This is a genomic window from uncultured Nitratireductor sp. (genome assembly GCF_913053745.1).
Classification (GTDB): domain Bacteria; phylum Pseudomonadota; class Alphaproteobacteria; order Rhizobiales; family Rhizobiaceae; genus Nitratireductor.
The window spans coordinates 1-21,958 of the sequence record NZ_CAJXGF010000044.1 but is presented as its reverse complement, the minus strand read 5'-3'; the positions used below and the strand labels follow the sequence as shown (position 1 = coordinate 21,958).

19 protein-coding genes and 1 pseudogene are annotated in these 21,958 nt (G+C 61.1%); 8 read left to right on the top strand and 12 right to left on the bottom strand.

The features are described 5' to 3' along the window. Positions 1 to 322 precede the first annotated feature (322 nt). From QZ638_RS09485 to QZ638_RS09475, 3 genes are all read left to right on the top strand, one after another. Positions 323 to 4,117 carry a peptidoglycan-binding protein gene (locus tag QZ638_RS09485; RefSeq protein ID WP_366936228.1) on the top strand — a complete coding sequence of 1,265 codons (3,795 nt, stop codon included), beginning with the start codon at positions 323 to 325 and terminating at the stop codon, positions 4,115 to 4,117. A 203-nt stretch (positions 4,118 to 4,320) separates the two neighbouring features. Continuing rightward, positions 4,321 to 5,241, top strand: a complete 921-nt coding sequence (locus tag QZ638_RS09480) for a sulfite exporter TauE/SafE family protein (protein ID WP_295809326.1) — start codon at positions 4,321 to 4,323, stop codon at positions 5,239 to 5,241. Positions 5,242 to 5,244: 3 nt separating this feature from the next. Beyond that, positions 5,245 to 6,030, top strand: coding sequence for a TIGR02186 family protein (locus QZ638_RS09475; protein ID WP_295809324.1), 786 nt, complete (start codon positions 5,245 to 5,247; stop codon positions 6,028 to 6,030). Between the two features lie 9 nt (positions 6,031 to 6,039). Here QZ638_RS09475 and pdeM read toward each other — a convergent pair whose 3' ends face one another. The 10 genes from pdeM to QZ638_RS09425 all read right to left on the bottom strand — a co-directional run bounded on the left by pdeM (position 6,040) and on the right by QZ638_RS09425 (position 16,897). Next, the gene (gene pdeM / locus QZ638_RS09470) at positions 6,040 to 6,747 is read right to left on the bottom strand and encodes a ligase-associated DNA damage response endonuclease PdeM (protein WP_295809323.1); all 708 of its coding nucleotides are present in this window, start codon (positions 6,745 to 6,747) and stop codon (positions 6,040 to 6,042) included. After that, the gene (locus QZ638_RS09465; protein ID WP_295809320.1) at positions 6,744 to 9,275 is read right to left on the bottom strand and encodes a ligase-associated DNA damage response DEXH box helicase; all 2,532 of its coding nucleotides are present in this window, start codon (positions 9,273 to 9,275) and stop codon (positions 6,744 to 6,746) included. Before QZ638_RS09465 ends, pdeM begins: the two co-directional genes overlap by 4 nt. A 73-nt stretch (positions 9,276 to 9,348) precedes the next feature. Further along, positions 9,349 to 9,981, bottom strand: a complete 633-nt coding sequence (gene phnN, locus QZ638_RS09460; protein ID WP_295809317.1) for a phosphonate metabolism protein/1,5-bisphosphokinase (PRPP-forming) PhnN — start codon at positions 9,979 to 9,981, stop codon at positions 9,349 to 9,351. After that, on the bottom strand, positions 9,978 to 11,117 hold the full coding sequence (locus tag QZ638_RS09455; protein ID WP_295809314.1) for an alpha-D-ribose 1-methylphosphonate 5-triphosphate diphosphatase: 1,140 nt from the start codon (positions 11,115 to 11,117) through the stop codon (positions 9,978 to 9,980). Before QZ638_RS09455 ends, phnN begins: the two co-directional genes overlap by 4 nt. A gap of 2 nt (positions 11,118 to 11,119) precedes the next feature. After that, positions 11,120 to 11,827, bottom strand: coding sequence for a DUF1045 domain-containing protein (locus QZ638_RS09450; protein WP_295809312.1), 708 nt, complete (start codon positions 11,825 to 11,827; stop codon positions 11,120 to 11,122). A gap of 109 nt (positions 11,828 to 11,936) precedes the next feature. Next, positions 11,937 to 13,502 carry a phosphonate ABC transporter, permease protein PhnE gene (gene phnE / locus QZ638_RS09445; RefSeq protein WP_295809311.1) on the bottom strand — a complete coding sequence of 522 codons (1,566 nt, stop codon included), beginning with the start codon at positions 13,500 to 13,502 and terminating at the stop codon, positions 11,937 to 11,939. Between the two features lie 2 nt (positions 13,503 to 13,504). Then, the gene (gene phnE, locus QZ638_RS09440) at positions 13,505 to 14,473 is read right to left on the bottom strand and encodes a phosphonate ABC transporter, permease protein PhnE (RefSeq protein WP_295809308.1); all 969 of its coding nucleotides are present in this window, start codon (positions 14,471 to 14,473) and stop codon (positions 13,505 to 13,507) included. A gap of 67 nt (positions 14,474 to 14,540) precedes the next feature. Then, positions 14,541 to 15,449 carry a phosphonate ABC transporter substrate-binding protein gene (phnD, locus tag QZ638_RS09435; protein WP_295809305.1) on the bottom strand — a complete coding sequence of 303 codons (909 nt, stop codon included), beginning with the start codon at positions 15,447 to 15,449 and terminating at the stop codon, positions 14,541 to 14,543. 82 nt (positions 15,450 to 15,531) lie between these two features. Continuing rightward, positions 15,532 to 16,371, bottom strand: a complete 840-nt coding sequence (phnC, locus tag QZ638_RS09430; RefSeq protein WP_295809302.1) for a phosphonate ABC transporter ATP-binding protein — start codon at positions 16,369 to 16,371, stop codon at positions 15,532 to 15,534. 142 nt (positions 16,372 to 16,513) lie between these two features. Further along, positions 16,514 to 16,897 carry a helix-turn-helix domain-containing protein gene (locus QZ638_RS09425; RefSeq protein ID WP_295809299.1) on the bottom strand — a complete coding sequence of 128 codons (384 nt, stop codon included), beginning with the start codon at positions 16,895 to 16,897 and terminating at the stop codon, positions 16,514 to 16,516. A gap of 82 nt (positions 16,898 to 16,979) precedes the next feature. Between QZ638_RS09425 and QZ638_RS09420 the strand changes: the two genes are divergently transcribed. From QZ638_RS09420 to QZ638_RS09405, 4 genes are all read left to right on the top strand, one after another. Then, complete coding sequence (locus tag QZ638_RS09420; RefSeq protein WP_295809297.1) at positions 16,980 to 17,555, top strand: NAD(P)H-dependent oxidoreductase; 576 nt, start codon at positions 16,980 to 16,982, stop codon at positions 17,553 to 17,555. A gap of 31 nt (positions 17,556 to 17,586) precedes the next feature. Continuing rightward, complete coding sequence (locus QZ638_RS09415) at positions 17,587 to 17,925, top strand: antibiotic biosynthesis monooxygenase (protein WP_295809294.1); 339 nt, start codon at positions 17,587 to 17,589, stop codon at positions 17,923 to 17,925. 96 nt (positions 17,926 to 18,021) lie between these two features. Continuing rightward, positions 18,022 to 18,432, top strand: coding sequence for a GFA family protein (locus tag QZ638_RS09410; protein WP_295809290.1), 411 nt, complete (start codon positions 18,022 to 18,024; stop codon positions 18,430 to 18,432). 108 nt (positions 18,433 to 18,540) lie between these two features. Next, positions 18,541 to 19,491, top strand: a complete 951-nt coding sequence (locus QZ638_RS09405; RefSeq protein WP_366936227.1) for a cation transporter — start codon at positions 18,541 to 18,543, stop codon at positions 19,489 to 19,491. A 48-nt stretch (positions 19,492 to 19,539) separates the two neighbouring features. On the opposite strand, the gene QZ638_RS09400 is transcribed toward QZ638_RS09405, so the two are convergent. Beyond that, the gene (locus QZ638_RS09400) at positions 19,540 to 20,496 is read right to left on the bottom strand and encodes a nitronate monooxygenase family protein (protein ID WP_295809288.1); all 957 of its coding nucleotides are present in this window, start codon (positions 20,494 to 20,496) and stop codon (positions 19,540 to 19,542) included. A 214-nt stretch (positions 20,497 to 20,710) separates the two neighbouring features. Here QZ638_RS09400 and QZ638_RS09395 point away from each other — a divergent pair, with 214 nt between their 5' ends. After that, positions 20,711 to 21,793, top strand: a complete 1,083-nt coding sequence (locus tag QZ638_RS09395; protein ID WP_295809285.1) for a hypothetical protein — start codon at positions 20,711 to 20,713, stop codon at positions 21,791 to 21,793. Between the two features lie 6 nt (positions 21,794 to 21,799). Here QZ638_RS09395 and QZ638_RS09390 read toward each other — a convergent pair. After that, positions 21,800 to 21,958: pseudogene (locus QZ638_RS09390) on the bottom strand (polyphosphate kinase 2); the annotation flags it as partial.

Genomic DNA, 21,958 nt, shown 5'->3' with positions numbered 1-21,958 from the left:
GACGAGCTCCACCGGCGGGCAGAGGACGCACCGCGCAGACATGTCTGGAAGGCGGGCTTATGCGTTGCAGAATACGGCATTACAAGGGCCGTTGGCCAAATTGTGAACGGCTTGCCAACAACCTTTTTACGGGATTTTCACGCGTATGCTTAACCGTCGGTAAGAATTGTTAACCCCGTGTTTACCATAATCGGTGAAACGTGAACTCGTCAGTATTTCGTGCTCGTCTGCGTTCGTTGCTTGGGGCACGGCAGCCTGACCGTGGTGTCTTTTACAGCGTTTGTCTGCTGCCTTCCTGGCGTTCCAAAGCTGAAGGGCCCGCGTGGCAAGAACTATCGATGGCCAACCGGCAACCGGTGGAGAGGCGGGCGTTCCGATGAACAACAAGCGTTCCTATCTGGAAAACATCAATGCCGGCCGTCGGCGGCGGCCAGGGGCGAACGCGTCTCTTGACGAGATCGGTCGAACGCTCGAGCAAATCGAGCATCGCCTTGGGCGCGAGAATGGCCGTGTCAATCAGCAGGCTGAGGAAAATGAGGTTGCCCGTCGCATCCAGGAACTGTCCGAAACGGTATCGCAGACCTATGCTCGACCAGCGGAGCGGCCGGCAGCGCACGGACGGAAAGCGACATCACAGACATCTTTCGAGCGCGCGGCTTACGAGCTTGAGCGCAGCCACCGCCAGGAGCGCGAGATCGCATCGATCGGCGGTATCGCCAACGAGCTCAAAAACTTGCGCGCTGACCTGCGTGATGCAATGCGCTCCGGCCTCAATGACGAATTCACCACATTGCGCCGCGAACTGGCCGGAATCATGGCCTCGGTGCCTCATGGCGCATTGAGCGGTGAATTGGTGATCGAGTTCGAGCGTCTGTCCAACGCCATTGCCCAACTTGCCGAGCGAAGCGACGACAAGAACGTCAAGATGCTGCGTCTGGAAATGGAAGAATTGAAATCGTCCATCTCCAATCTTGCGCGTGAAGACACCCTGCGTGCCGTCGATCGGCGTTGGGATGCGCTCGATGATCGCTGGAGCGCATTCGAGAATCGCGTCTCCAATGACATTCGCAGAAGTGATCCGGCAATCGAAATGCTACACCAGCGTATCGAGGAAATCGCCTACGCGGTCAACAATCTGCCCGAGTCCCTTTCAATCCAGTCGCTCGAGGACCGCGTGCGCACGCTGGCCGGCACGCTCGACCGATTGCTCGAACATAAGCCGCAAAGCAATCCCGAACTCTATGCGGCAATCGATGAACGTCTCGATGAAATCAGCCGGGCGATTGCGGCTTCTGCTCCCACCGCCCAAGCCGCAACCTTCGATCCGCAACCATTTGAGCGTATCGAGGCTCGTATTTCTTCACTCGCCAACCAAGTAACCGAATTGCTCTCGGATCGTTCGAGTGGCGAGGCGGTTGGTCAGCTCAGCGAGCAGTTGTATTCACTTTCGCAGCGTGTCGACGATATCGCCAGCCGCATCGATGTGCCGGAGCAGACTGTGGATCGGCTTGCCGCGCAAATCTCCGGTATTGCGGAAAAATTGGACACCGCGCGGGAACCGCAGATGGCCGAACACATGCTGCGCGGTATGGAAGACCGGTTTGCGCATCTCTCGCAGCTCATCGAGCAGCGTCAGGGGGATGTGGCGGAACAGGGTCGTACGCTGGTTGATGAACTGGAGCGTCGCCTGCAGGACATTTCGAACCGCATGGATGAATGGAACAGCCCCGGTCAGGACGAGGCCGGTATCATGGCGACGATCGATGCCCGTTTCAATGAACTGGCCGCTCGTCTCGACATGAGCGCTGACGCGACGGGGGACAAGGATGCGCTGCGGGCGCTGGAGATGCGACTCGACGACATCTCGGGGCGTTTGCAGGCATCCTCCGCGCAACCTTCTTCTGTCGATCCGGAGGTGATTCACAATCTCGAAGCGCAGGTGCGCAGCCTTTCGGAACATTTGTCGCGTCCGAGCGCGGATTTGCCGGAATTCGAGGATCTGGGGCCACGCCTGGAAAACATCGAGCGCTCCATTCACGAGAACCGCGACGCCGTCGTGCAAGCGGCCCGTCATGCCGCGGAGCAGGCCATCGGTGCGCTTGGCAGCACTTCGCAGGCCGAGGCATTCGATCGCGAACTGCGCGAGGAACTGAAGGCTCTGGAAAACCTGACTCGCAAGTCGGACGAGCGCAACACCAAGACGTTTGAAGCCATTCATGACACGCTTCTGAAGATCGTCGACCGGATTGGTGCGGTCGAGAGTACGGCCAAAGAGAGCGTCGGCGACAATGCGACGAAGATTGCCGTCGCGGCCGCTCCATCGATCGCTTCGGGCGACGACGAGGTCATGGCAACTGCAGCTCCGGTTCATGAGCCGGGTCCCAACCGTTCTCCTGCCGAGGCCGCCGCCGCAGCGGCACGGGCGGCATTGGATGAGGACGGAGAGGAGGAAAACGGCAAACCCGGCAAGTCGTCGCTTCTGGGTGGACTTTCGCGCGCTTGGAGCACTCGAGGGGAGAAGCCGCGACAGGACGAAACTCCGGAAGACGTTTCTGCGGACGTCGAGGTGGATGCGGATGCAAGTCTCGAGTCGGTGGAATTGGATGCCGAGCGTATCAATGAACCGCTTGAACCGGGTTCCGGTGCACCCGACCTGAACGCCATTCTGCGCCGTGTGCGCGACGAGAAGAAAACTCCGGTTCGTTCGGAGACGGACGATGCTGCGAAATCGGATTTCATTGCAGCGGCGCGTCGGGCTGCACAGGCGGCGGCGGCCGAGGCTGAAATATTGAAGAAGCGCCGGGGACAGGCGACGGAAGAATCCGGTCGCTTCGGTTTCGGGCGCCTACTGAAGCGCAGCAAGACGCCGCTAATGGTGATGCTCGGCGCCGGCATTGTCGCGGCCGGCGGTTACCAGATGGGCAAGGCCTATCTATCGAACTCGACATCCATTCCGACTTCCATGGTGAGCGAAAGCACCACATCGGAGCCGGCACCGGTCATGGCGAATGCAGATGATACCGTGCCGGAGGATCGTCCGGTGCGTGTCCTCGATGAAAAGCCGTTGGAGGAGAGGGCCGAGGAGCGCGCGTCCGATGCTGCCGTCGACACACTCGCTTCCATGCCGGAGATGGACGATGTGTCGACAAAGATGCCGGCGGGAAAGTTCGAGGAACAATTGTCGGAGTCTGAGACGGTCAGCGCTCCAGAAACCATGACGACGGAAGTTCCGAAGCCGATCGCGCTGGATAGCATTCCCATGGAGGCGGGCCCTGTCCCACTACGCGAAGCGGCCGCCGAAGGCGACCCCAAGGCGATGTTCGAGATCGGTAGCCGCTATGCGGAGGGGCGTGGAACGACGCGGGATTTGGCGATCGCGGCCGAGTGGTACACGAAAGCGGCCAAAGCAGGCTTTGCGCCGGCGCAGTATCGGATCGGCGATCTCTACCAGAAAGGCAATGGCGTCGAGCGGGATGTGGCTGAGGCGAAGATGTGGTTCCAGCTTGCTGCACAACAGGGCAACGCCAGCGCAATGCACAATCTCGGCGTTCTATTCGCCATGGGTGCGGACGGGCCCGCTGACAACGATTCCGCAGCCCGCTGGTTTCTGGAGGCTGCAGAGCACGGCGTAAAGGATAGCCAGTTCAATCTCGGCATTCTTTCGGCCAAGGGCATGGGCATGCCACAAGACCTGATCGAGGCCTACAAATGGTTCGCCATCGTTGCCAAAAGCGGCGATAAGGACGCGGCGGGCAAGCGCGACGAGATTGCCGCGGCCCTTTCGCCCGAGAAGATGAAACAGGCGGAAAGCAAGACCGCATTGTGGAAGCCTAAATCCATCGACCCTGCGGCCAATCTGGTCGACATTCCCGAATCCTGGCGCGAGAGCCGCGAATTGACCGCCAGCGTCGACATGGAGAAAGCGATTACCAACATCCAGCTCATCCTGAACGGTGAAGGTTTCGATGCTGGAACACCGGATGGAATCATGGGTGCCAAAACCAAGAAGGCGATCACAGCATTCCAGAAGGCCAACGGCATGACGCCCACCGGTGAGGTGAACGAGGCGTTGGTGCGTGTGCTTTTGGAGAAGAACAAGGCAGCGGCCGCACAGTGACTCGGTTGCTGGCCTCCCGGGCCTTGTCGTGTGTCCAGATAGACGCACTTCACCTTTGCCGGACAAGTCGTTCAAACTTTTCCGGATTTGGGAACAACTCGGTTTGACTTCGCGCGCGTCAGGGCGCAGAACGGAAACACGCATAATGTTTCCACACCTCGCCCGGCCCCGCTGTCGGGCAAACAATTATTCGGGTGCCGCGGGTGGGTATTTATCTCCCAATCGCCGAAATGTCCGTCAATGTGTTTGTGCTGCTGGCCATGGGCGGCGCGGTCGGCTTTCTCTCCGGCATGTTCGGTGTGGGTGGTGGCTTCCTGATCACGCCACTTCTGATCTTCTACAACATCCCGCCTGCGATTGCGGTCGCCACGGGCGCCAACCAGGTTATCGCCTCGTCCTTCTCCGGTGCGTTGGCGCATTTCAAACGTAAGTCGCTCGACCTGAAGCTGGGCACGGTCTTGCTCGCTGGCGGTATTGTCGGCGCATCGTTGGGTGTATCGGTCTTCGCCTATCTGCGGCGGCTGGGCCAACTCGATCTGATCGTCTCGTTGCTCTACGTGGCATTCCTTGGCGTTGTCGGTGGACTGATGCTGATGGAAAGCGTGCGCGCCATAAGACGCTCGCAGGGAGGGCAAACCGTGACGCTGCGCAAACCCGGGCAGCATAACTGGATCCATCGTCTCCCTTTAAAGATGCGATTCCGCGCCTCGAAACTCTTCGTCAGCGTGATCCCGGTTCTGGCGCTGGGCGCCTTTATCGGGTTCCTAGCGTCGATCATGGGCGTGGGCGGCGGTTTCATCATGGTGCCGGCGCTGATCTACCTCCTGAAAGTTCCGACCAATGTCGTTATCGGAACCTCGCTGTTTCAGATTATTTTCGTGGCTGCGTTCACGACAATTATCCATTCGACGGCCAACCAGACCGTTGACGTGGTGCTTGCCTTCCTTCTGATGGTCGGTGGCGTCGCCGGTGCGCAGTATGGAGCGCGTGTCGGGCAGCGGCTTCGCGGCGAGCAGCTGCGTGCGCTTCTTGCACTCCTTGTGCTGGCGGTCGCGCTGCGCCTCGGATTCGATCTCTTCTCCCGACCCGAAAGTGTCTACTCGCTGTCCGTGGGAGGCGTATGAGCGATGCGTCTTTGCTCCATTGTAACCACGCCTGTTTTACTCCTCTTGCCGGTTCTAGCAGCACGGGCGCAGAGTGAAATTCCGGAGAACATTCAGATCGGCCTTTCAACGGATCAGGTGTCGATCACCTCGGATTTCAGCGGCGCCGAACTCACCATCTTTGGCGCGCTGGACAATGCCGATCCGCTGGTCGCGCGGCAGGGGCGTTACGACGTGGTGGTGGTTCTGGAAGGGCCGCCACGCGCTGTCACGGTTCGCAAGAAAACGCGTGTTGCGGGTATGTGGATCAACACGCAATCGGTGATCTTCCGCGACGTTCCGGCTTCCTATTCCATGGCGCTGACACGTGCGCCTCAGGATATCACCGCGCCTGCCGGATATCGGCAGTTGGCACTGGGCGCCGGCAATCTGCATCTCCAGCCGCTCGATGCGGACGGCGATCCGAAAACGATCGAAGAATTCACCCGGGCGCTCCGTGAACGTAAGGAAGCGCAGGGGCTTTACTCGACACGGGCCGGTGGGGTGCGCTTTCTGTCGCAGAGTCTTTTTCGTGCGTCGCTCAGGCTGGCACCCAATGTTGCTGTCGGCACCCATCGGGCGCGCGCTTTCCTGTTCCGCAACGGCATGTTCCTGCGCGAGACTTCAGCGCAGCTTACCATTCGCAAAGCGGGCCTGGAACAACGTCTCTATCAGTTCGCCCACGAGAACAGCACGCTGTATGGCGTCTTTGCGGTGTTAATCGCTATCGTCACCGGTTGGCTCGGGCGGTTGATTTTCCGCAAGGACTGAGGTGGCAACCTAGCGCAACATGCTGCCTGCGATCGCGTAGATGCCCTGTCGGCCGAGCATGTAAGCCGTGAGCCGCTCGCGCGTGAACAGGCCGGCAAAGGCGCGGTCGCCCAGATTGAGGGTGCCCGTCAGACTGCCGAAAGCGGGCATGATGAGCCGGTGCCCATCAGATGCGAAACAAGCCCGCCGCACCGCGCGCCCGCGCCGAACGATACGCGCGCCAGGATGCAAATGCCCGGCGATCTCGCCGGGTCCAGCATCGCGTACCGGCTCGTGGCGGAAGGTCAATCCCTCAATGCTGACTTCTCGCGCGCAATGGCCGGGCAGATCCGGCGGTGGTGCGGGATCGTGATTGCCGGCGATCCAATACCAGTCGCGATCCGCGATCAGACTGACAAGCTGATTGCGGAATGGGGCGGGCATTTGTGCCGCGCCATCATCGTCGTGAAAACTGTCGCCGAGGCTGATGAGCGTATCTGGATTGTAATCGGTTAATACGTTTGCCAGCCGCGTCAGCGTCGCTGCGGTATCGTAGGGCGGCAGCATGCGCCCTCGTCGCGCATAGGACGCTCCTTTTTCCAGATGCAGGTCTGAGACGACCATCAGGTTCATCGCAGGGAAGAACAATACGCCGCGCCAGTCGCACACGGCCTCGTGCCCGGCGATCCGGATCGTCAGCGCGGTGCTTGCATCGGTTGCGGGTGCAAGGTTGTTCATGCCTCAAGTGCCTCCTGCATCAACTCCTCGCCCGAAAGCCTCGAGGCTTCGCCGAGCAGCGCCTCGTTTGCGTCGCCGGCCACCGCTTCCTTACCGATTTCGAGCATGATAGGCACAGCCAGAGGCGAAATACGTTCCAGCGATTTATGCACGATTCGCCCGCGAATGCGCGAGAGCATCTCGCCGAGCCTTCTAACATCGAGCAAGCCCTGCGCAGCATCCGCCCATGTGGCCTGCATGAGAATGTGGTCCGGCTCATGGGCCCGCAGAACGTCATAAATGAGGTCGGCGGAAACGGTCACCTGCCGGCCTGTCTTCTCCTGCCCAGGATGCCGCTTTTCGACCAGTCCGGAAATCAGCGCGCAATTGCGAAAGGTGCGCTTCAGAAGCCAGCTATCGGCAATCCACGCCTCCAGATCGTCGCCCAGCATGTCCTCGTCCAAGAGCGCGGCGAGGCTCAGCCTGCCGCTTTTCAGCATCGCCGCTACGTCGTTGAGGCCCCACACGGCGATGGCGTAATCGTTGGCGACGAAGCCAAGCGGATGCGCTCCAGCGCGTTCAAGCCGGCGGGTGAGAAGCATGCCGAGCGTCTGGTGGGCCAGCCGCCCTTCGAATGGGTAGAGTACCATGTAGGAGCGCGCGCCGCGCGGAAAGGTCTCAACCAGCAGATCCTCGCGGCGCGGCAGCACCGACTTGTCGCGCTGGATGGAAAGCCACTCCGCCACCTGCGTGGGCAGCGCTTTCCAGCGCTTCGGGTCGGCCAGCATGGCGCGCACTTCCGAAGCAAGATAGGTGGAAAGCGGAAACTTGCCACCGGCGTAATAGGGCACCTTTGCATCCTCGCCGCCGCCTGTTGAGACGAGGCATTCATTCTCGCGGAGGCCTTCGAAGCGCAGCACCTTGCCGGAGAAGAGAAACGTGTCGCCCTGCGTGAGCGTTTCGAGGAAATACTCCTCCACCTTGCCTAGCACGGGCCCGCCGCGTGAGGCGCTGCCCCGGCCAGGCCGCACCATGCGGATGTTGAGCATAGGGGATTCGACGATGGTGCCGACATTCAGCCGGTATTGCTGGGCGATGCGTGGATTGGCGATGCGCCAGAGGCCATCTTTGGTCTTGCGGATGCGGGCATAGCGTTCGTAGGTTTTGAGCGCATAGCCGCCGGTCGCCACGAAATCCACGATGCGGTCGAAGGTAGCCCGATCTAGTGCGGCATAGGGAGCTGCACTCGCCACCTCGCCATAGAGTACATCGGCGTCGAAGGGGGCGGCGCAGGCCGAACCAAGCACATGCTGCGCCAGTACGTCGAGCGCGCCGTCCACCAGTGGCGGTGTGTCCTGTGCGCCCAGATAGTTCGCCTCAAGTGCCGCGCGGCATTCCATTACCTCGAAACGGTTCGCCGGAACGAGGATGGCGCGGCTCGGCTCGTCCATGCGATGATTGGAGCGGCCGATGCGCTGTGCCAGTCGGCTCGCCCCCTTTGGCGCGCCCACATGAACGACCAGATCCACATCGCCCCAGTCGATGCCAAGGTCCAGTGTCGACGTGGCGACGATGGCGCGAAGGCTGTTGGTCTCCATCGCCTTTTCCACCTTGCGCCGCTGGCCGACATCGAGCGAGCCGTGATGCAGGGCAATGGGCAGATTGTCTTCGTTGGCGCGCCACAATTCACGGAACAGAAGCTCCGCCTGGCTGCGTGTGTTGACGAAGAGCAGCGTCGTGCGGTGCGCCTTGATGGCCTCATAGACCCTAGGAATGGCATAGAGCGCGGAGTGCCCGGCCCAGGGTACGCGTTCTTCCGTCTCCAGAATGGTGATATGTGGCTTGGCGCCACCCGACACGGTCACGATATCGGCCAGCGCATCGGGTGTGTCTTGCGCCACCAGCCAGCGGCGCAGTTCATTGGGCTCGGCCACGGTCGCGGAAAGCCCGATGGTCTGAAGCTCCGGTCGCATGCGCCGCAGTCTTGCAAGCCCCAGCGAAAGCAGATGCCCGCGCTTGGAGATCACCAGCGAGTGCAACTCGTCGAACACCACGAAACGCAGGTTGGAAAAGAACCGGTCCACATCGGGCGAGGCGATCAGGAGAGCAAGTTGTTCAGGGGTGGTGAGGAGAATGTCGGGCGGGGCGTGTTTCTGCCGCTGGCGCTTGTGAGCGGGGGTGTCGCCAGTGCGTGTCTCCATCGTCACCGGCAGTCCCATTTCGGCTACAGGCATGTTCAGATTGCGCTGAATGTCAACGGCGAGCGCCTTGAGCGGCGAGATGTAGAGCGTATGGACACCGCGGCGTGCTTCGCCAGATTTTCGTTTCGGCCGGGCTGCGAGGTCCGTAAGGGTGGGCAGGAAACCGGCAAGGGTTTTGCCGGCGCCGGTCGGCGCGATCAAGAGCGCTGAACGGCCGGCCCGTGTGCGCGCCAGGAGTTCGAGCTGATGCGTACGCGGCTGCCACCCACGCGTAGCAAACCATTCGCCGAAGCGCGCTGGCAGGAAGGAGGCGGCGATGCCGTCGATGGGGTGTGTCCGGTGTTCCAAGATGAACTAGAACTAAACCAGAACGGAGAAGGCGCCAAGGGGTGCTCTGAGCATCTACTCAGATAACCGAAACTCAGACGGAATCGCTCACCGCACTCCAGGCTGCGGCGCGGCGCAGGATGTCCTGAAATCGTTCGCCCGCCTCTTCCAGCGCACCGGAGTTGTCGATAACGGTCGCGTCGTTGACGGTCAATTCCTTGGCGTGCGCGCGATCGAGACGTGCCAGAACCTCGTCGCGGGTTTCGCGTCCGCGGTTCGAAAGCCGCTGAGCCAGAACCTCGGGGGAGGCTGTTACGATCACGACGATCACATTGCCGTAGCGCTCACGCAGCAGCGGAATGACGGCGCGCGAAACGTTTGCCACGGCCACATGGCCTTCACGCACGATACCGTCGACGCTGGCAGGAAGAGCGTATTTCAGCCCATTCGCTTCCCAGCTCACGGCGAACGCGCCCCCGGTTTCGGCTTCGTTGAAAGCGGCGCGTGTCAGACAGTCGTGCGCTTCTCCGGCGCCGTCAATCTCCCGGGTGATGACGCGGCGCACGAAGGTCACGTCGCTGTCATGCGGCCGGAGGCGCTGGCGGGCATAATCCATCACCGAGTCCTTACCGGCACCCGAAGGGCCAGCGACGGCGACAAACACACCATGCCGGATCGGGAAATCCTGTTCGTCGATGACGCGCTCCAGCGTGGCCGATGCCCTCATGCCACCCGTGCCCCTTCGCGCCAAACCGACCGCACGATCGGTACATGTTCATCCACCCGCACGCGGATGACATCGCCTCGACGTCCCTGTTCGAGGATACCTCGGTCATCGAGCCCAACGGCCTCCGCCGGGTTCTTCGTGACCATGGCTACGGCCTGAGGCAGCGAGATGTGCTCGACCGTTTCGCCCAGCGCAAAGGCAGCCTGGACGAGACTGAAGGGTATGTAGTCGGAAGACAGGATGTCGAGCGTCTCGCCCTCGGCCAAGCTGCGGGCGGAGACATTGCCCGAATGAGAGCCGCCGCGCACGACATTGGGTGCGCCCATCAGCACCTGCATGCCGGCGTTGCGCGAGGCGGTCGCAGCCTCTTGCGTGGTGGGGAATTCCGCCACACGTACGCCCTGTGTTGCTGCCTCGTCCACGTGTTCCATCGTGGCGTCGTCATGGCTCGCCAGTATGATGTCGTTCTTCCGACAGAACTCCGCAATGGCATTGCGGTGACGGCTCGAATAGGTCTTTGATTGGGTGACGCGCTTGTCGCAAAACCGGCGGAAGTCTTCTTCCGTCATGCCGGTCTTGTTCATGTAGTAGACCTTGTAGGTCTCGATGCTGGTAAACTGGCGCTGACCTGGCGAATGATCCATAAGGGAGGCAAGCTTCACCCGCCCATCCCCCTGGAAAAGTTCGAAGCCCTCCAGGCAATCGGGGGCGGAAACTTCGCAGCGCAGGTGCAGGAAATGATCGGCCCGCAGGCGGCCAGCCTCAAGACTATTCTCGATGGCATGCGCCAATGCACGCATTTCCTGCGTGTCGAGATTGCTGTCCTCGTCGAGACCGATGCGCAGCGCGTCGAACACGGTGGTGATGCCGGAGGATGCGATCTGCGCGTCGTGCGCCAGCACGGATGCGATCGGGTTCCAGCGCACTTTCGGGCGTGGCGCATAATGACGCTCTAGGTGGTCGGTGTGTAGTTCCACAAGACCTGGCAGCAGGTAGTCGCCGTCCATGTCCTCGCCGACGGAGCCGTTGCCGGTGGCAATATCGACGATGCGCCCGTCGCGGATGGCGACGCTGCCCTCGACGACCTCGTCCGGCAGTACAATGCGGGCGTTTCTCAGTAACAGTTCTTGCGTCATTATCAGGCGGTCTTTCTTGCTTTGTTCCAGCCGAGCGTGTGGGAGGATCTCACCTGAAACGGTGCGCCCGGCTCCGGCTCGACGAACAGCGCCAGCGAGCCGATTTCCAATGGTTCCGACAATAGCGGCCCGAAGAAGGCGTCTATGGCCCGCTCCATGCGAACCGCCTCGGTCTGCGGCACACGGCCCGTCAGCGTCATGTGAAAGCGGAACTCCTCGAATACGTAAGGATATCCCCATTTGTGGAGATTTTTGAGCTGACCTGGCGACAAACCTTCCGGATTGCGCCGCTCCAGCTCCTCGGTTGTCAGAGGCGCGCGGAAAGGCTCGAAAGCCTCCACGATGTTGCCGGCCAGCGTATCGAGTCCTTCGGAGCCTTCCTCAGGCACCAATGCAAAGAACCCGTCGAGGCGGCGTACGACCGCGCGGGGAATGACGACCGGCTCTGTGCGTTCGCAGAACTTCGCAAGCGCGGCAATCAGTGTCTGCTCGTTCTCGTTTTCTGTCAGGCGGAAGGGAGCCTTCAATGTCGCGTGGAAACCGTAGCGGCGCGCAGCGGCTGTGTGGAAGGAAATTTCCGCGGCCGAAAAGGGGCCGGCCTCCACAGGCGCTATCGGCTGACCGGTAAACGCGTCGCGTCCGAGCCAACGGGCAGCGGCCCGCGTGAGCGGGTCTTCTTTTTCGGGTGTGAAGTAAATTGCATAGCGCATGAGCATATCCTCGCCGATCGCGATGCAATAGGCGATTTGTGTGACAGGATAACGAATCCCTGGACAGGATCGTAAAGGCTAGCAGCCAATTTCAGTGGCGTCATCATCCTCATGACTGCTTGCCGATCAAACGCTGGCGCAGCACGTTGGAGATATTGTCGAAGACAAAGACCACCAGCAGGATAAGCATGACCATATAGGCCACGTTTTCCCAGTCCTGGTTCGTGCGCATCGCCTCCCACAGTTTGAGGCCGATACCACCGGCGCCGACGGCACCGATAATCGTGGCCGAACGCGTGTTGGACTCCCAGAAATAAAGCGACTGGCTCAAGAACACCGGCAGCACTTGCGGGACCACGCCATAGCGCTGCACCGAGGAGGGGGACGCGCCGACGGAGCGCACGCCTTCGCGCTGTTTGTCATCGATGTTTTCCAGCGACTCCGAATAGAGTTTCCCGAAGGTGCCGGTGTCGGTGAAGAAGATCGCCGAGATGCCGGCCAGTGGCCCCGGCCCGAACGCGCGGGTGAAGAACAGCGCCCAGATGAGCATATCCACCGAGCGCAGGAAGTCGAAAAAGCGCTTCAGCACCTGGTTAAGAAGCCGGTTCGGCATAATGTTGCGCGCCGCGACGAATGCGAGCGGGAAGGCTAGCAGAGAGGCGAGAACAGTACCGGCGAAGGCCATGACTATGGTTTGCAGGAGCTTTAGCCAGACATCGCCATGCTGCCAGTCGGCGTTGTTGACGAAATTGCTCCAGGCGAGCGACAAATTGGAGCGGCTCGCCTCAATGCGTTCACCGAAGAAGATCGTTCCCATAACTTCGTTCGCCGATTTGCCCCAATAGGGCGAGCGGGTGTCGAAGAAGAAATTTTCCCAACCCAGGAAACGGCGACGGGCCTTTACCTCGTCATCCTCGATCTCGGCGCGCCCGGCAAAACCGAAGCGCACGATGACCTTGGCGCCGGGGGCGCGCTGATTTGCCCAATCCGGCAGCGGTCCACGCGCGTTCACGGCAGACCCTTCCGCGATGTCGAGTTCCAATGTTTCACCCTTGTGCGTGACAGTGACGAAACCCGGCCGGACGCTGATACGCGTGTTGCCGCCAAACGAGACATCTGCGTTGACGACCGACTCTTCCCGCATCACGACAGGTTCTGCCGCTGCCGTATTCTCGATGTCGATAGGCGCGGTGGCGGGGCTCTCGGCCGTGTTGTCGGACGGCGCCGCGGGGCCCAGGAAGTCGCCGCCGTCCGACCCGTCCGTTTTTGTATCCAAGGAACCGAGGAAACCCGCACCGCTGGTTTCGCCGCCGGTCGACGCCTCGGTTGCGGCCGAAGCACGGCGGCGTTCCACCATCGCCGTTTCGGTCGTCAGCCATTCCGGTTTGGGGTTGCTGCCAAGCGGTGAGAAGCGTGGGAATGAAACGTCGAGTGCGTCACCGTCGTACTCGATATCCGGGCGAACCTCATAGGACACCCAATCGGCCAGATAACTGCCGGCAATGTCCCAATTCCCACCCGAAAGCACTTGACCCACGGCAAAGAGCCACCAGGCGAAAACCATGTAGAACGCGATCGCGCCTATGATGAGAACACCGCGCAGGCGCTCCATGAGCGGACGGTGAAAAACGTCCGCATGGCGCGCAACCAGGGCGTTGGCTTCGGTCTCGGTCATGTTCAGCCTCCCCGGCCGAATTCGAAGGCCTGCTTGCCGACGAGGCGGCCGCGCAACCAGGCAGAGAACTGGTCGACCGCGACGATGGTGCAGAACAGAAGAAGGATGATAGCGAGCGTCTTGGCTTCGTGGGTGCGGCTGATCGAAAGGCGCAGCGCTTCGCCGATACCGCCGCCGCCCACCGCACCGATGATGGTGGAGGCGCGCACGTTGATCTCAAGACGCAGCAGTGCATAGCTCAGGAAGTTGGGCATCACTTGCGGCACGATGGAAAACCACACGCGTTCAACCCAGTTCGCACCGGAGGCGCGCAGGCCTTCCTCGGCCTTCATGTCGGCGTTCTCGACCACTTCGAAGAACATCTTGCCGAGCGCACCGATCGTGTGGATCGACACGGCGATGATGGCGGGCACGGCCCCGATGGTTAGCACGGCGAGAAAGAAGCCTGCGATCACGATCTCGGGGAAAGCGCGCAGCAGTTCCATGAAACGGCGCACGAAGAAACGCAGCCAGCGCTGCGTCGTCAGATTCGAAGCGGCCAGAAAACACAGAATGAAACCGAGGCCGAAACCTATGAGGGTGGAAACCAACGCAATGTTGATTGTCTCCAGCATCTTGTAGAAATATTCGGGAAGGTAGAGGGTTTCGGTGAAATAAATCCGTCCGTCCGGATAGTTGTATTTCAGGCTGCCATCATCATAGGGCGAGGGCAGGTCGAATAGAGCGCGCCAGATTTCCCAGCCATCGCGCGGCAACATCTGACCGACGAAATCGAACAGATAGGGAAGCCGGTCGAAAAACTTGCCGGCGTTCGATTCATTGGCAAACCAGAGCGAACCGCTCATGGCGAGCACCATGAACACGATGCCGCCAATGGTGTAGAGCCGGCGGCGGCCGGCCAGTTCGCGCCAGTGGCGCTCCACGGCCTGGCCTGCCTCGGAAAGAAGCGGGGAGTGGGTCGTTGCTGTCATTTTGGCACGCCTGTGCGACAACGCCGCCGGCTGAAAGCCGGCGGCGCGTCGGATTACGGGAACGGGATCAGGAACCGATCTTGGAGCGACGGGCGTCGATGATCGGCTCGTAGAATGCCGGAGTCACTTCGGTGTACCCCTTGTAGTCGCCGCCCTGGATGGCTGCGAAACACTCCGGATCGGATTCCGGCATCTCCATCATGAAGGCCTTGAAGGTGTTCTTCATGTCGGCGTCCATGGAGGTGCGGATCACGACCGGACCGTTCGGGATCAGCGGAGACTTCCACAGCTCCACCAAGTCGTCCATGTCGAGAATGCCCTTTTCGACCATCTTGTGCAGGTTGCCGGAGGTGTAGCCGTCGGAGAACTCGCCAACGCCGGAAGCCCAGGTGGTGCCGGCGTCGAACGTCCCCTTCACCACTTCGAGAACCAGGTTCTCGTGGCCGCCGCCGAAACCTGTCTCGCTAAAAAACTCCTCAACCGGTGCGCCGACGGCTTTAGGCAGGGTGACGGAGGGAATAAGGAAGCCCGAAGTGGAATCCGGGTCGGCGAAGCCGAGCTTCTTGCCTTTCATGTCCTCGAGTTTGGTCAGTCCCGAATCCTTGCGGGCCACCATAACGGAGTGATAGCCGGTGGAGCCGTCGGTCTGCACCGTGGTCAGGATCGGCTCTACGGCCTCCGGATTCTCCAGATAAACCTTCGCATAGCCGGACGCGCCGAGCTCGGCATAGTCGAGCGTGCCGCCGAGCAGGCCCTGAATCACGCCGTCATAGTCGGCGGCCGGGAACAGCGAAACCTTCTCGACGCCCAGAACCTCGGGAAGCTTATCGACCATGCACGAGAAATTGCGCAGGCGGTCGGCCTCGTTTTCGCCGCCCAGAATGCCGATGCGGAATTCCTTGAGGTCTTCGGCCTGTGCGCCGCCGACTGTCATCGCGGTGAGCGCAACGGCGCCCATAAGAGCTTTCTTGAACATGACGTCTCTCCATTTGTTGCCGACTTTGCCGGCGGGTTTTCAAGCAGAAGGGCCCGTTACGCGGGCGAGACGATCCCGTTGATCAGACGGCGGCGAGTTCCGGCACGGTCTGAGCGGATTTCCTGGCCGGTTGAGGTGTCGGCACGTTTATGCTGGTGGATGTGATGGCTTCCGACAGTTCCGCGCCGTCCTCACCGCCATAAATGGCCCGCACGGCTTCGCTGGTCAGCGCCTCGGGCGGCCCGTCGAAAACGACTGCGCCCTTGGCCATGCCGACGATGCGGCTGCAATAGGCGCGTGCCGTATCCAGTGTGTGCAAGTTGGTGACGACGGTTATGCCCTCACGGGCGTTGATGTCGGCAAGCGAATCCATCACCACCTTGGCATTGAGCGGATCGAGCGAGGCGATCGGCTCGTCGGCGAGGATCACCTTCGGCTCCTGCATCAGGGCGCGCGCAATCGCCACACGCTGCTGCTGGCCACCCGAAAGTGTGCCGGCGCGCTGCAGCGCCGTCTGGGCGATGTCGAGACGTTCAAGCGCGGAAATCGCGCGAATGCGCTCCTCGCGGGTGAACATATTCATCAGGTTAAGGACGGTGGAACGGTGGTTGAGCCGGCCAAGCAGGACATTGGTCAGGACGTCAAGGCGCGGCACCAGATTGAATTGCTGGAAGATCATCGCGCAGTCGCGCTGCCAGCGACGAAGCTCCGCCCCCTTCAGGGCCGAAACCTCTTTGCCATGAAAAAATATCGATCCCTCGGAAGGATCGATCAGGCGGTTGATCATGCGCAGAAGCGTCGATTTGCCAGCGCCGGAACGGCCTATCACGCCGACCATCTGGCCCTGTCCGATCTCCAGTTCCACGTCGCGCACAGCCGTATTCGATCCGAAGCGCCGGGTAACCTGACGAATTTCAAGCATATGCTTTTCCCGTTAGTGCCTTGTTGCGGCTCCCTCGGGCGTTTCCACGCCCTTGTGGTTCCACCGCCTAACGGGTGTGGATGAAACCTGCGTGTCGTTCAGATGACGGTTTCTTGACGACTCACAGGGTCGGGTTGGCCCATCAGTGCCCGACCCTGCGGTCGTAGCGCGCTTGCGCTTTCTCGATGTTCGGCAGTTGCCGGGCAATCCAGCCTGTGATGCCCTCCATGACCGAAATCAGATCCCGACCCGTCACTGTGAGCGAATAGCTTACCTTGGGCGGAACCGTCGGCTCTACGTGCCGGTCGATCAATCCGCTACGACAAAGCGTTTTGAGATTCTGCGAGAGCACTCGTTCGCTGATGCCCTCGACACAGTCGCGCAGTTCGTGGAACCGCCGCGTGTTATCTTTCAGAGCCCATAGGATCAAAAGCGTCCAGCGATTCGTGATCGTCTGAAAAATCTCGCGGCCGGGACAATCGCGATGCATCGGATCGCTGTCAGCGGTGTTGCGGCTTACTTTCATGTCAGGTCCAGATAATATGAGCCATACTTTTAGAAGGTAATAAGCTTACTTATTGTTAGTGCTCTTGCAAAGGAGCAATCATATGCATGAACCAATCAGAATCGCGGTGATATACGGCAGCAACCGCGAGGGGCGGTTTTGCGAAACAGTCGGCAATTGGGTTGTTGGACAGCTCAGCGCCAATGAAGCGCTTTCGATCGACGTGCTCGATCCGCTGGAGCTCGGATTGCCGGAAAGAATGGGCAAGGACGAGCCGGCCAGCGTGAAGACGTATCTGGCCAGGCTCGCGCAGGCCGACGGCTTTGTCGTCGTAATGCCCGAATACAATCATGGCTATCCGGCTTCGCTGAAGCATATGATCGACACGGCCTATTACGAATGGCGGGCGAAGCCGGTCGCTTTCGTTTCATATGGCGGAATTGCCGGCGGCTTGCGCGCGGTTGAGCAACTGCGTCTCGTCTTCGCCGAACTGCACGCCGTCGGTCTGCGGGACGGCGTCAGCTTTGCAAACGCCTGGACCCAAGTAGATGAGACGGGGCGGTTTCAGCCGCCGGTGGAATCGGCAAATGCGCTTCAGGCGATGAGCGGCGAGTTGGTTCTATGGGCAAGGGCCTTGCAGCCTGTCCGCCGCGAGATGGCCCTCGCCAAGGCTGGCTGAATCCCTGGAACCCGGATCGAGGAATTTACAGATGGATCACAAAGAAAGCGAAATCCAGTTCTATACGCTGGTAAACATTTTTACGCCGACAACAGGAAAGCTGGATGCGCTCCTGGAATTACAACTGGCCGAGATGAAGGCCATGAGCACGGCTGCAAGAAAAGCGGGTTGGCGCGGCAATGAAGTCTACAAGGCCAAGGACGGCACGCGGCTCATCGTCGTTACCCGCTTTCGATCGGAAGCAGACAAGGAGACATGGGCGCAAACCGCGATGTTTCAGGACCATATCGCCCGCATCGGCCCCTTGGTCGAAACCGTTGAATCCATCCCCGTGGAACTTTCAGGCGTACATGGTGCCCCTTCCCGATAACCACGACCGGCGCGTATGCTCCGGACACGGGTTCGCCTGCATCCCGGACCTGTTCATGCTAGTGACACTGTCGATGCGAGCGATGAGAGCGTATAGATGAACGAGAATACAGCTTCTGGGGCTTGCCTTTGCGGCGCCGTAAAGTATCGGGTTTCAGGCGCATTCGAGAGCTTCTTTCTTTGCCATTGCTCACGCTGCCGGAAAGGGACGGGAGCGGCCCACGCGGCCAACCTCTTCTCTGCCAGGGCGCAAATTGCCTGGCTTGCGGGCGAAGACCAGGTCAAGACCTACCGCGTTCCTGGAACCCGGCACGAGAGAAGTTTTTGCACGGAATGTGGGTCGGCGTTGCCGCGGGTTCAGCCAAATGGAGGGCGTCTCGTCGTGCCGGCCGGCGGTCTCGATTCGCCGGTCGACATCCGGCCCGATGCGCATATCTGTATGGCCAGCAAGGCGAATTGGGACGAGGATTTGGAGAGCGTCGAGAAGTTCGACGGATTTCCTGATTGAATCTCGGCTGACCTGGCTGAGTCTTTGTATTGACGCTTCCTCGCAGGTCGGGCAGCAACAGTTTTCCGCTCATTTTCGAGTGCAGCCCGTTATCGGCAGGGTCCGCCCATGAATGCTCAACGCGTAAAACAGCTAGAAGGTCGCTCGCTGGTCATCGCCATGTGGGGAAACCTGTTTATGAGCGTCGCTGGTATACTTGCGGCCATCCTCTCCAATTCGACGGCGATTATGCTCGATGGCTTGTTCTCGCTCATCGGGTTTGCGGCAGCATTTCTGGGGCGGCGGATCAGCCGCACGGTGGATGCCGGTCCCGACAGGTTACGCCCCCTCGGATATGCGGCCGACGAAGCGCTGTTTTCGACCTTCCGCGCGCTGTCGCTACTCGGGCTTGTATCGTTCGCCGTCGCATCGGCAGGTATGAGCATCTACAACTATATCCGTGGTGCAGCCACCCCGTCACTGAATTTCGGTCCGCTCTTCATCTATTTCGCTGTTATAGGAGTCTTCTGTTTCCTGCTCTGGGCGATACATCGCTACACCTGGTCGCGCACCGGCAAGGTCAGCGACATTCTAAAGCTGGAGGCAAAGGCCGCGGTGTTCGACGGTATCATCACCCTGGCGGCGGGTGTCGGTCTCGGTGCCGTTTATCTCTTTCGCGATGGCTTTCTTGCTCCGATCGCACCGATCGGCGATTCCATCGTTGTGCTCATTCTTTGCCTGACCGTCATCGGTCAGTATCTGCGCGATGTGCGCTCCGGTATGGGTGAGCTCGTCGGCATCACAGCGAGCCCCGATTCTATCGCCACGGCCCGTCGCGCTGTCCGCCCGACATTGCGCGAAGACGGGGGAATCCTTACAGATCTGTCGGTCACGAAGCTCGGTCGCACGCATCTTGTTATCGTTTACTACGATCCCATGCGACCGGTAACTGCAAAGATAATCGATACGTTGAACTTGCGGATGATCCGCGATCTGCGCGCGGCTTTACCGGGTGCGGACGTGCTGCTCATGGTGAGCGAGTATCCGCGTCGCTGGCCTGATGAGGTCAACCCATATTGAAGCGCGCCACGAGAGTGTGGTTCTTCGTGTCTTAGGGGTTGCGTCGCATCAACCGCCGCACAGCCGTCCCTGCGCGACGCCGTATTCAGCCGCAAGCCGGTCCACGAGCGCGCCTGCACCAGTGATTTCGCTGACCGCGCCGATGCCCTGGCCACTGCCCCAAATGTCGCGCCAAGCCTTGGCGTCGGCGCTGGCAAAGTTCATCTTCGAAGGATCGGCCTCCGGCAGATCGTCGGGATCCATTCCGGCCTTGACGATGGAGCCCTTCAGATAATTGCCGTGCACGCCGGTGAAGAGATTGGAATAGACGATATCAGCCGCACGCGAGGAAACGATCATTTCCTTGTACTCGTCGTTGGCGCGCGCCTCGCGGGTGGCGATGAAGGGCGAACCGATATAGGCAAGGTCCGCACCCATGGCCTGCGCGCCCAGCACGGCCCCGCCACTGGCGATGGCGCCGGACAGAAGCAGCGGTCCATCGAACCATTGCCTGATTTCCTGCACCAGGGCGAAGGGGGATAGCGTACCGGCATGGCCGCCAGCACCTGCCGCCACCGCGATCAGCCCGTCCGCGCCCTTTTCGATGGCCTTGCGGGCATGGCGGTCGTGAATGATGTCGTGCAGCACGATGCCGCCATAGGAATGGATCGCGTCGTTGACCTCGGGCACGGCGCCGAGCGAGGAGATGACGATCGGCACCTTGTATTTCACGCACATCGTCAGGTCGTGCTCGAGCCGCTTGTTCGACATGTGCACGATCTGGTTGACCGCGAAGGGCGCGGCCGGCTTGTCCGGGTTCTTGGCGCTGTAATCGGCCAGTTCCTCGGTGATCTGCGCCAGCCACTCGTCGAGCTGGCTTTCCGGCCGCGCATTGAGCGCCGGAAACGAGCCCACGATGCCGGCCTTGCACTGCTCGATGACCAGCGGCGGATGCGAGATGATGAACAGCGGCGCCGCGACCACGGGCAGTTGAAGATTGTCTTTCAGCACGGACGGCAGCGCCATCGTGACCTCCCAACACTTTTGACGTTTTCGTAAACGTAAGCCCTAAAGGGATCGGCGATGCGAGGCAAGATGGCATGGCCGGGCCTTCACCGTCATGCCATCTTTCGGGGGGAGACCGGATCGCGCGCTTTCAATGCCGTGCCGTTTGTGCCAAATCCGGACAAGAAACAGAAAAGGCATGCGGCGCCCGCGCGCCGTTCGGACCGGAAGCGACATGTCGGCAAGCGAGCTGGAAACCGCGCTGAAACACGCGCTCGCCAAGGGCGAAGCGTCGAATCCGGCGTTTCGCCAGCGCGTCTATCGTGCCGCGGTCGACGCGCTGGAGCGCACGCTCGCCGCCCAGACCGATGCGGATCCGGAGCAGGTCGCCGACCAGAAACGTCGGCTCGCCGATGCCATCAGGGCCGCCGAAGCCGCATATCAGCAGCCGGCGGAGGAAAAGGCCGAACCGGAAGTCGCCACGGTCTCGCCGGAAGTGCGCGCCGAACGGCGCACCGCGGCGCCTGGCCCCGAAGTCGCCCTGCGCGCCGAACCGCGTCCGGAGACGCCGGATGCCGCGCCGCGACGATCCCCGGGCGACGATATGCGCATCGATGCGCCCGAGCGCGGCGACCGGCAGTCGCAGCGCCGCGGCGCGCCCTTCGCGAAACTTCTGGCGGGAGCCGTCGTCCTCGCGCTGATCGTCGTCGGTGTCTGGTGGGTGATCACCACCGGCGCCTTCCAGTCGGCGGAAGAGCGCGACACATCGGTTCCCAACCCGCCGGTCCGGCTCGAAAACGAGAGCTTTGAGGGTACGCCCGATCCCGGCACGTCGAACGCGCCGGCGCGTCTCCCCTCCGGTGCAAGCCGCGACGAAGGCTGGATCACCCTGTTCCAGCCGGCGGATCCGACGACCCTTTCGCTGGTCGGCAATGCCTCCGCCACGATCGAAAGCGATGCCACCAGCCAGTTCGCGCGCATCATCTCGCCAGACGCCGCAAGCCCGGTCGTCGTCGACATTCCGCCCGGCGCGCTGCAGGCGCTTGCGGGACGCACGGCGCAATTCTCGATTGTCGCGCGGTCGGACGACAATGCACCGACGCAGATGTCGGTCACCTGCGATCTCGCCGGCGTTGGCGATTGCGGACGCCTGCGTTTCTCTGTCACCCAGAATGACAACGAATTCCTGTTCCGCGTCGATCTTCCCGCGAGCGCGAGCTCGGTCGGCGCCGGCAGCCTTTCGATCGTGACCGACATCGAAAATCAGGGCCGCGCCGTCAAGCTGTCCGACGTGCGCGTGCGCGAATTGTCCGAGTAGGACGGTCTAGTCCCGGTCGAGCGCGTCCGGGCCCGTGCCGATGATCTTCGGGTCGGGGCTGCCGATCGCGTCGCGGTCCTTGCCCTCGTAGTCGATGTTCAGCAGGATGTGCCGCAGAACTTCCAGCCGGCCGCGCCGCTTGTCGTTCATGCGAATCACGGTCCA

Excerpts from the sequence above, each read along its gene's own strand:
- QZ638_RS09475 (WP_295809324.1), top strand. The coding sequence starts at position 5,245 with ATGCGTCTTTGCTCCATTGTAACCACGCCTGTTTTACTCCTCTTGCCG.
- pdeM (WP_295809323.1), bottom strand. The coding sequence starts at position 6,747 with ATGAACAACCTTGCACCCGCAACCGATGCAAGCACCGCGCTGACGATC.
- phnN (WP_295809317.1), bottom strand. The coding sequence starts at position 9,981 with ATGAGGGCATCGGCCACGCTGGAGCGCGTCATCGACGAACAGGATTTC.
- QZ638_RS09455 (WP_295809314.1), bottom strand. The coding sequence starts at position 11,117 with ATGACGCAAGAACTGTTACTGAGAAACGCCCGCATTGTACTGCCGGAC.
- QZ638_RS09450 (WP_295809312.1), bottom strand. The coding sequence starts at position 11,827 with ATGCGCTATGCAATTTACTTCACACCCGAAAAAGAAGACCCGCTCACG.
- phnE (WP_295809311.1), bottom strand. The coding sequence starts at position 13,502 with ATGACCGAGACCGAAGCCAACGCCCTGGTTGCGCGCCATGCGGACGTT.
- phnE (WP_295809308.1), bottom strand. The coding sequence starts at position 14,473 with ATGACAGCAACGACCCACTCCCCGCTTCTTTCCGAGGCAGGCCAGGCC.
- phnD (WP_295809305.1), bottom strand. The coding sequence starts at position 15,449 with ATGTTCAAGAAAGCTCTTATGGGCGCCGTTGCGCTCACCGCGATGACA.
- phnC (WP_295809302.1), bottom strand. The coding sequence starts at position 16,371 with ATGCTTGAAATTCGTCAGGTTACCCGGCGCTTCGGATCGAATACGGCT.
- QZ638_RS09425 (WP_295809299.1), bottom strand. The coding sequence starts at position 16,897 with ATGAAAGTAAGCCGCAACACCGCTGACAGCGATCCGATGCATCGCGAT.
- QZ638_RS09420 (WP_295809297.1), top strand. The coding sequence starts at position 16,980 with ATGCATGAACCAATCAGAATCGCGGTGATATACGGCAGCAACCGCGAG.
- QZ638_RS09415 (WP_295809294.1), top strand. The coding sequence starts at position 17,587 with ATGGATCACAAAGAAAGCGAAATCCAGTTCTATACGCTGGTAAACATT.
- QZ638_RS09410 (WP_295809290.1), top strand. The coding sequence starts at position 18,022 with ATGAACGAGAATACAGCTTCTGGGGCTTGCCTTTGCGGCGCCGTAAAG.
- QZ638_RS09405 (WP_366936227.1), top strand. The coding sequence starts at position 18,541 with ATGAATGCTCAACGCGTAAAACAGCTAGAAGGTCGCTCGCTGGTCATC.
- QZ638_RS09400 (WP_295809288.1), bottom strand. The coding sequence starts at position 20,496 with ATGGCGCTGCCGTCCGTGCTGAAAGACAATCTTCAACTGCCCGTGGTC.
- QZ638_RS09395 (WP_295809285.1), top strand. The coding sequence starts at position 20,711 with ATGTCGGCAAGCGAGCTGGAAACCGCGCTGAAACACGCGCTCGCCAAG.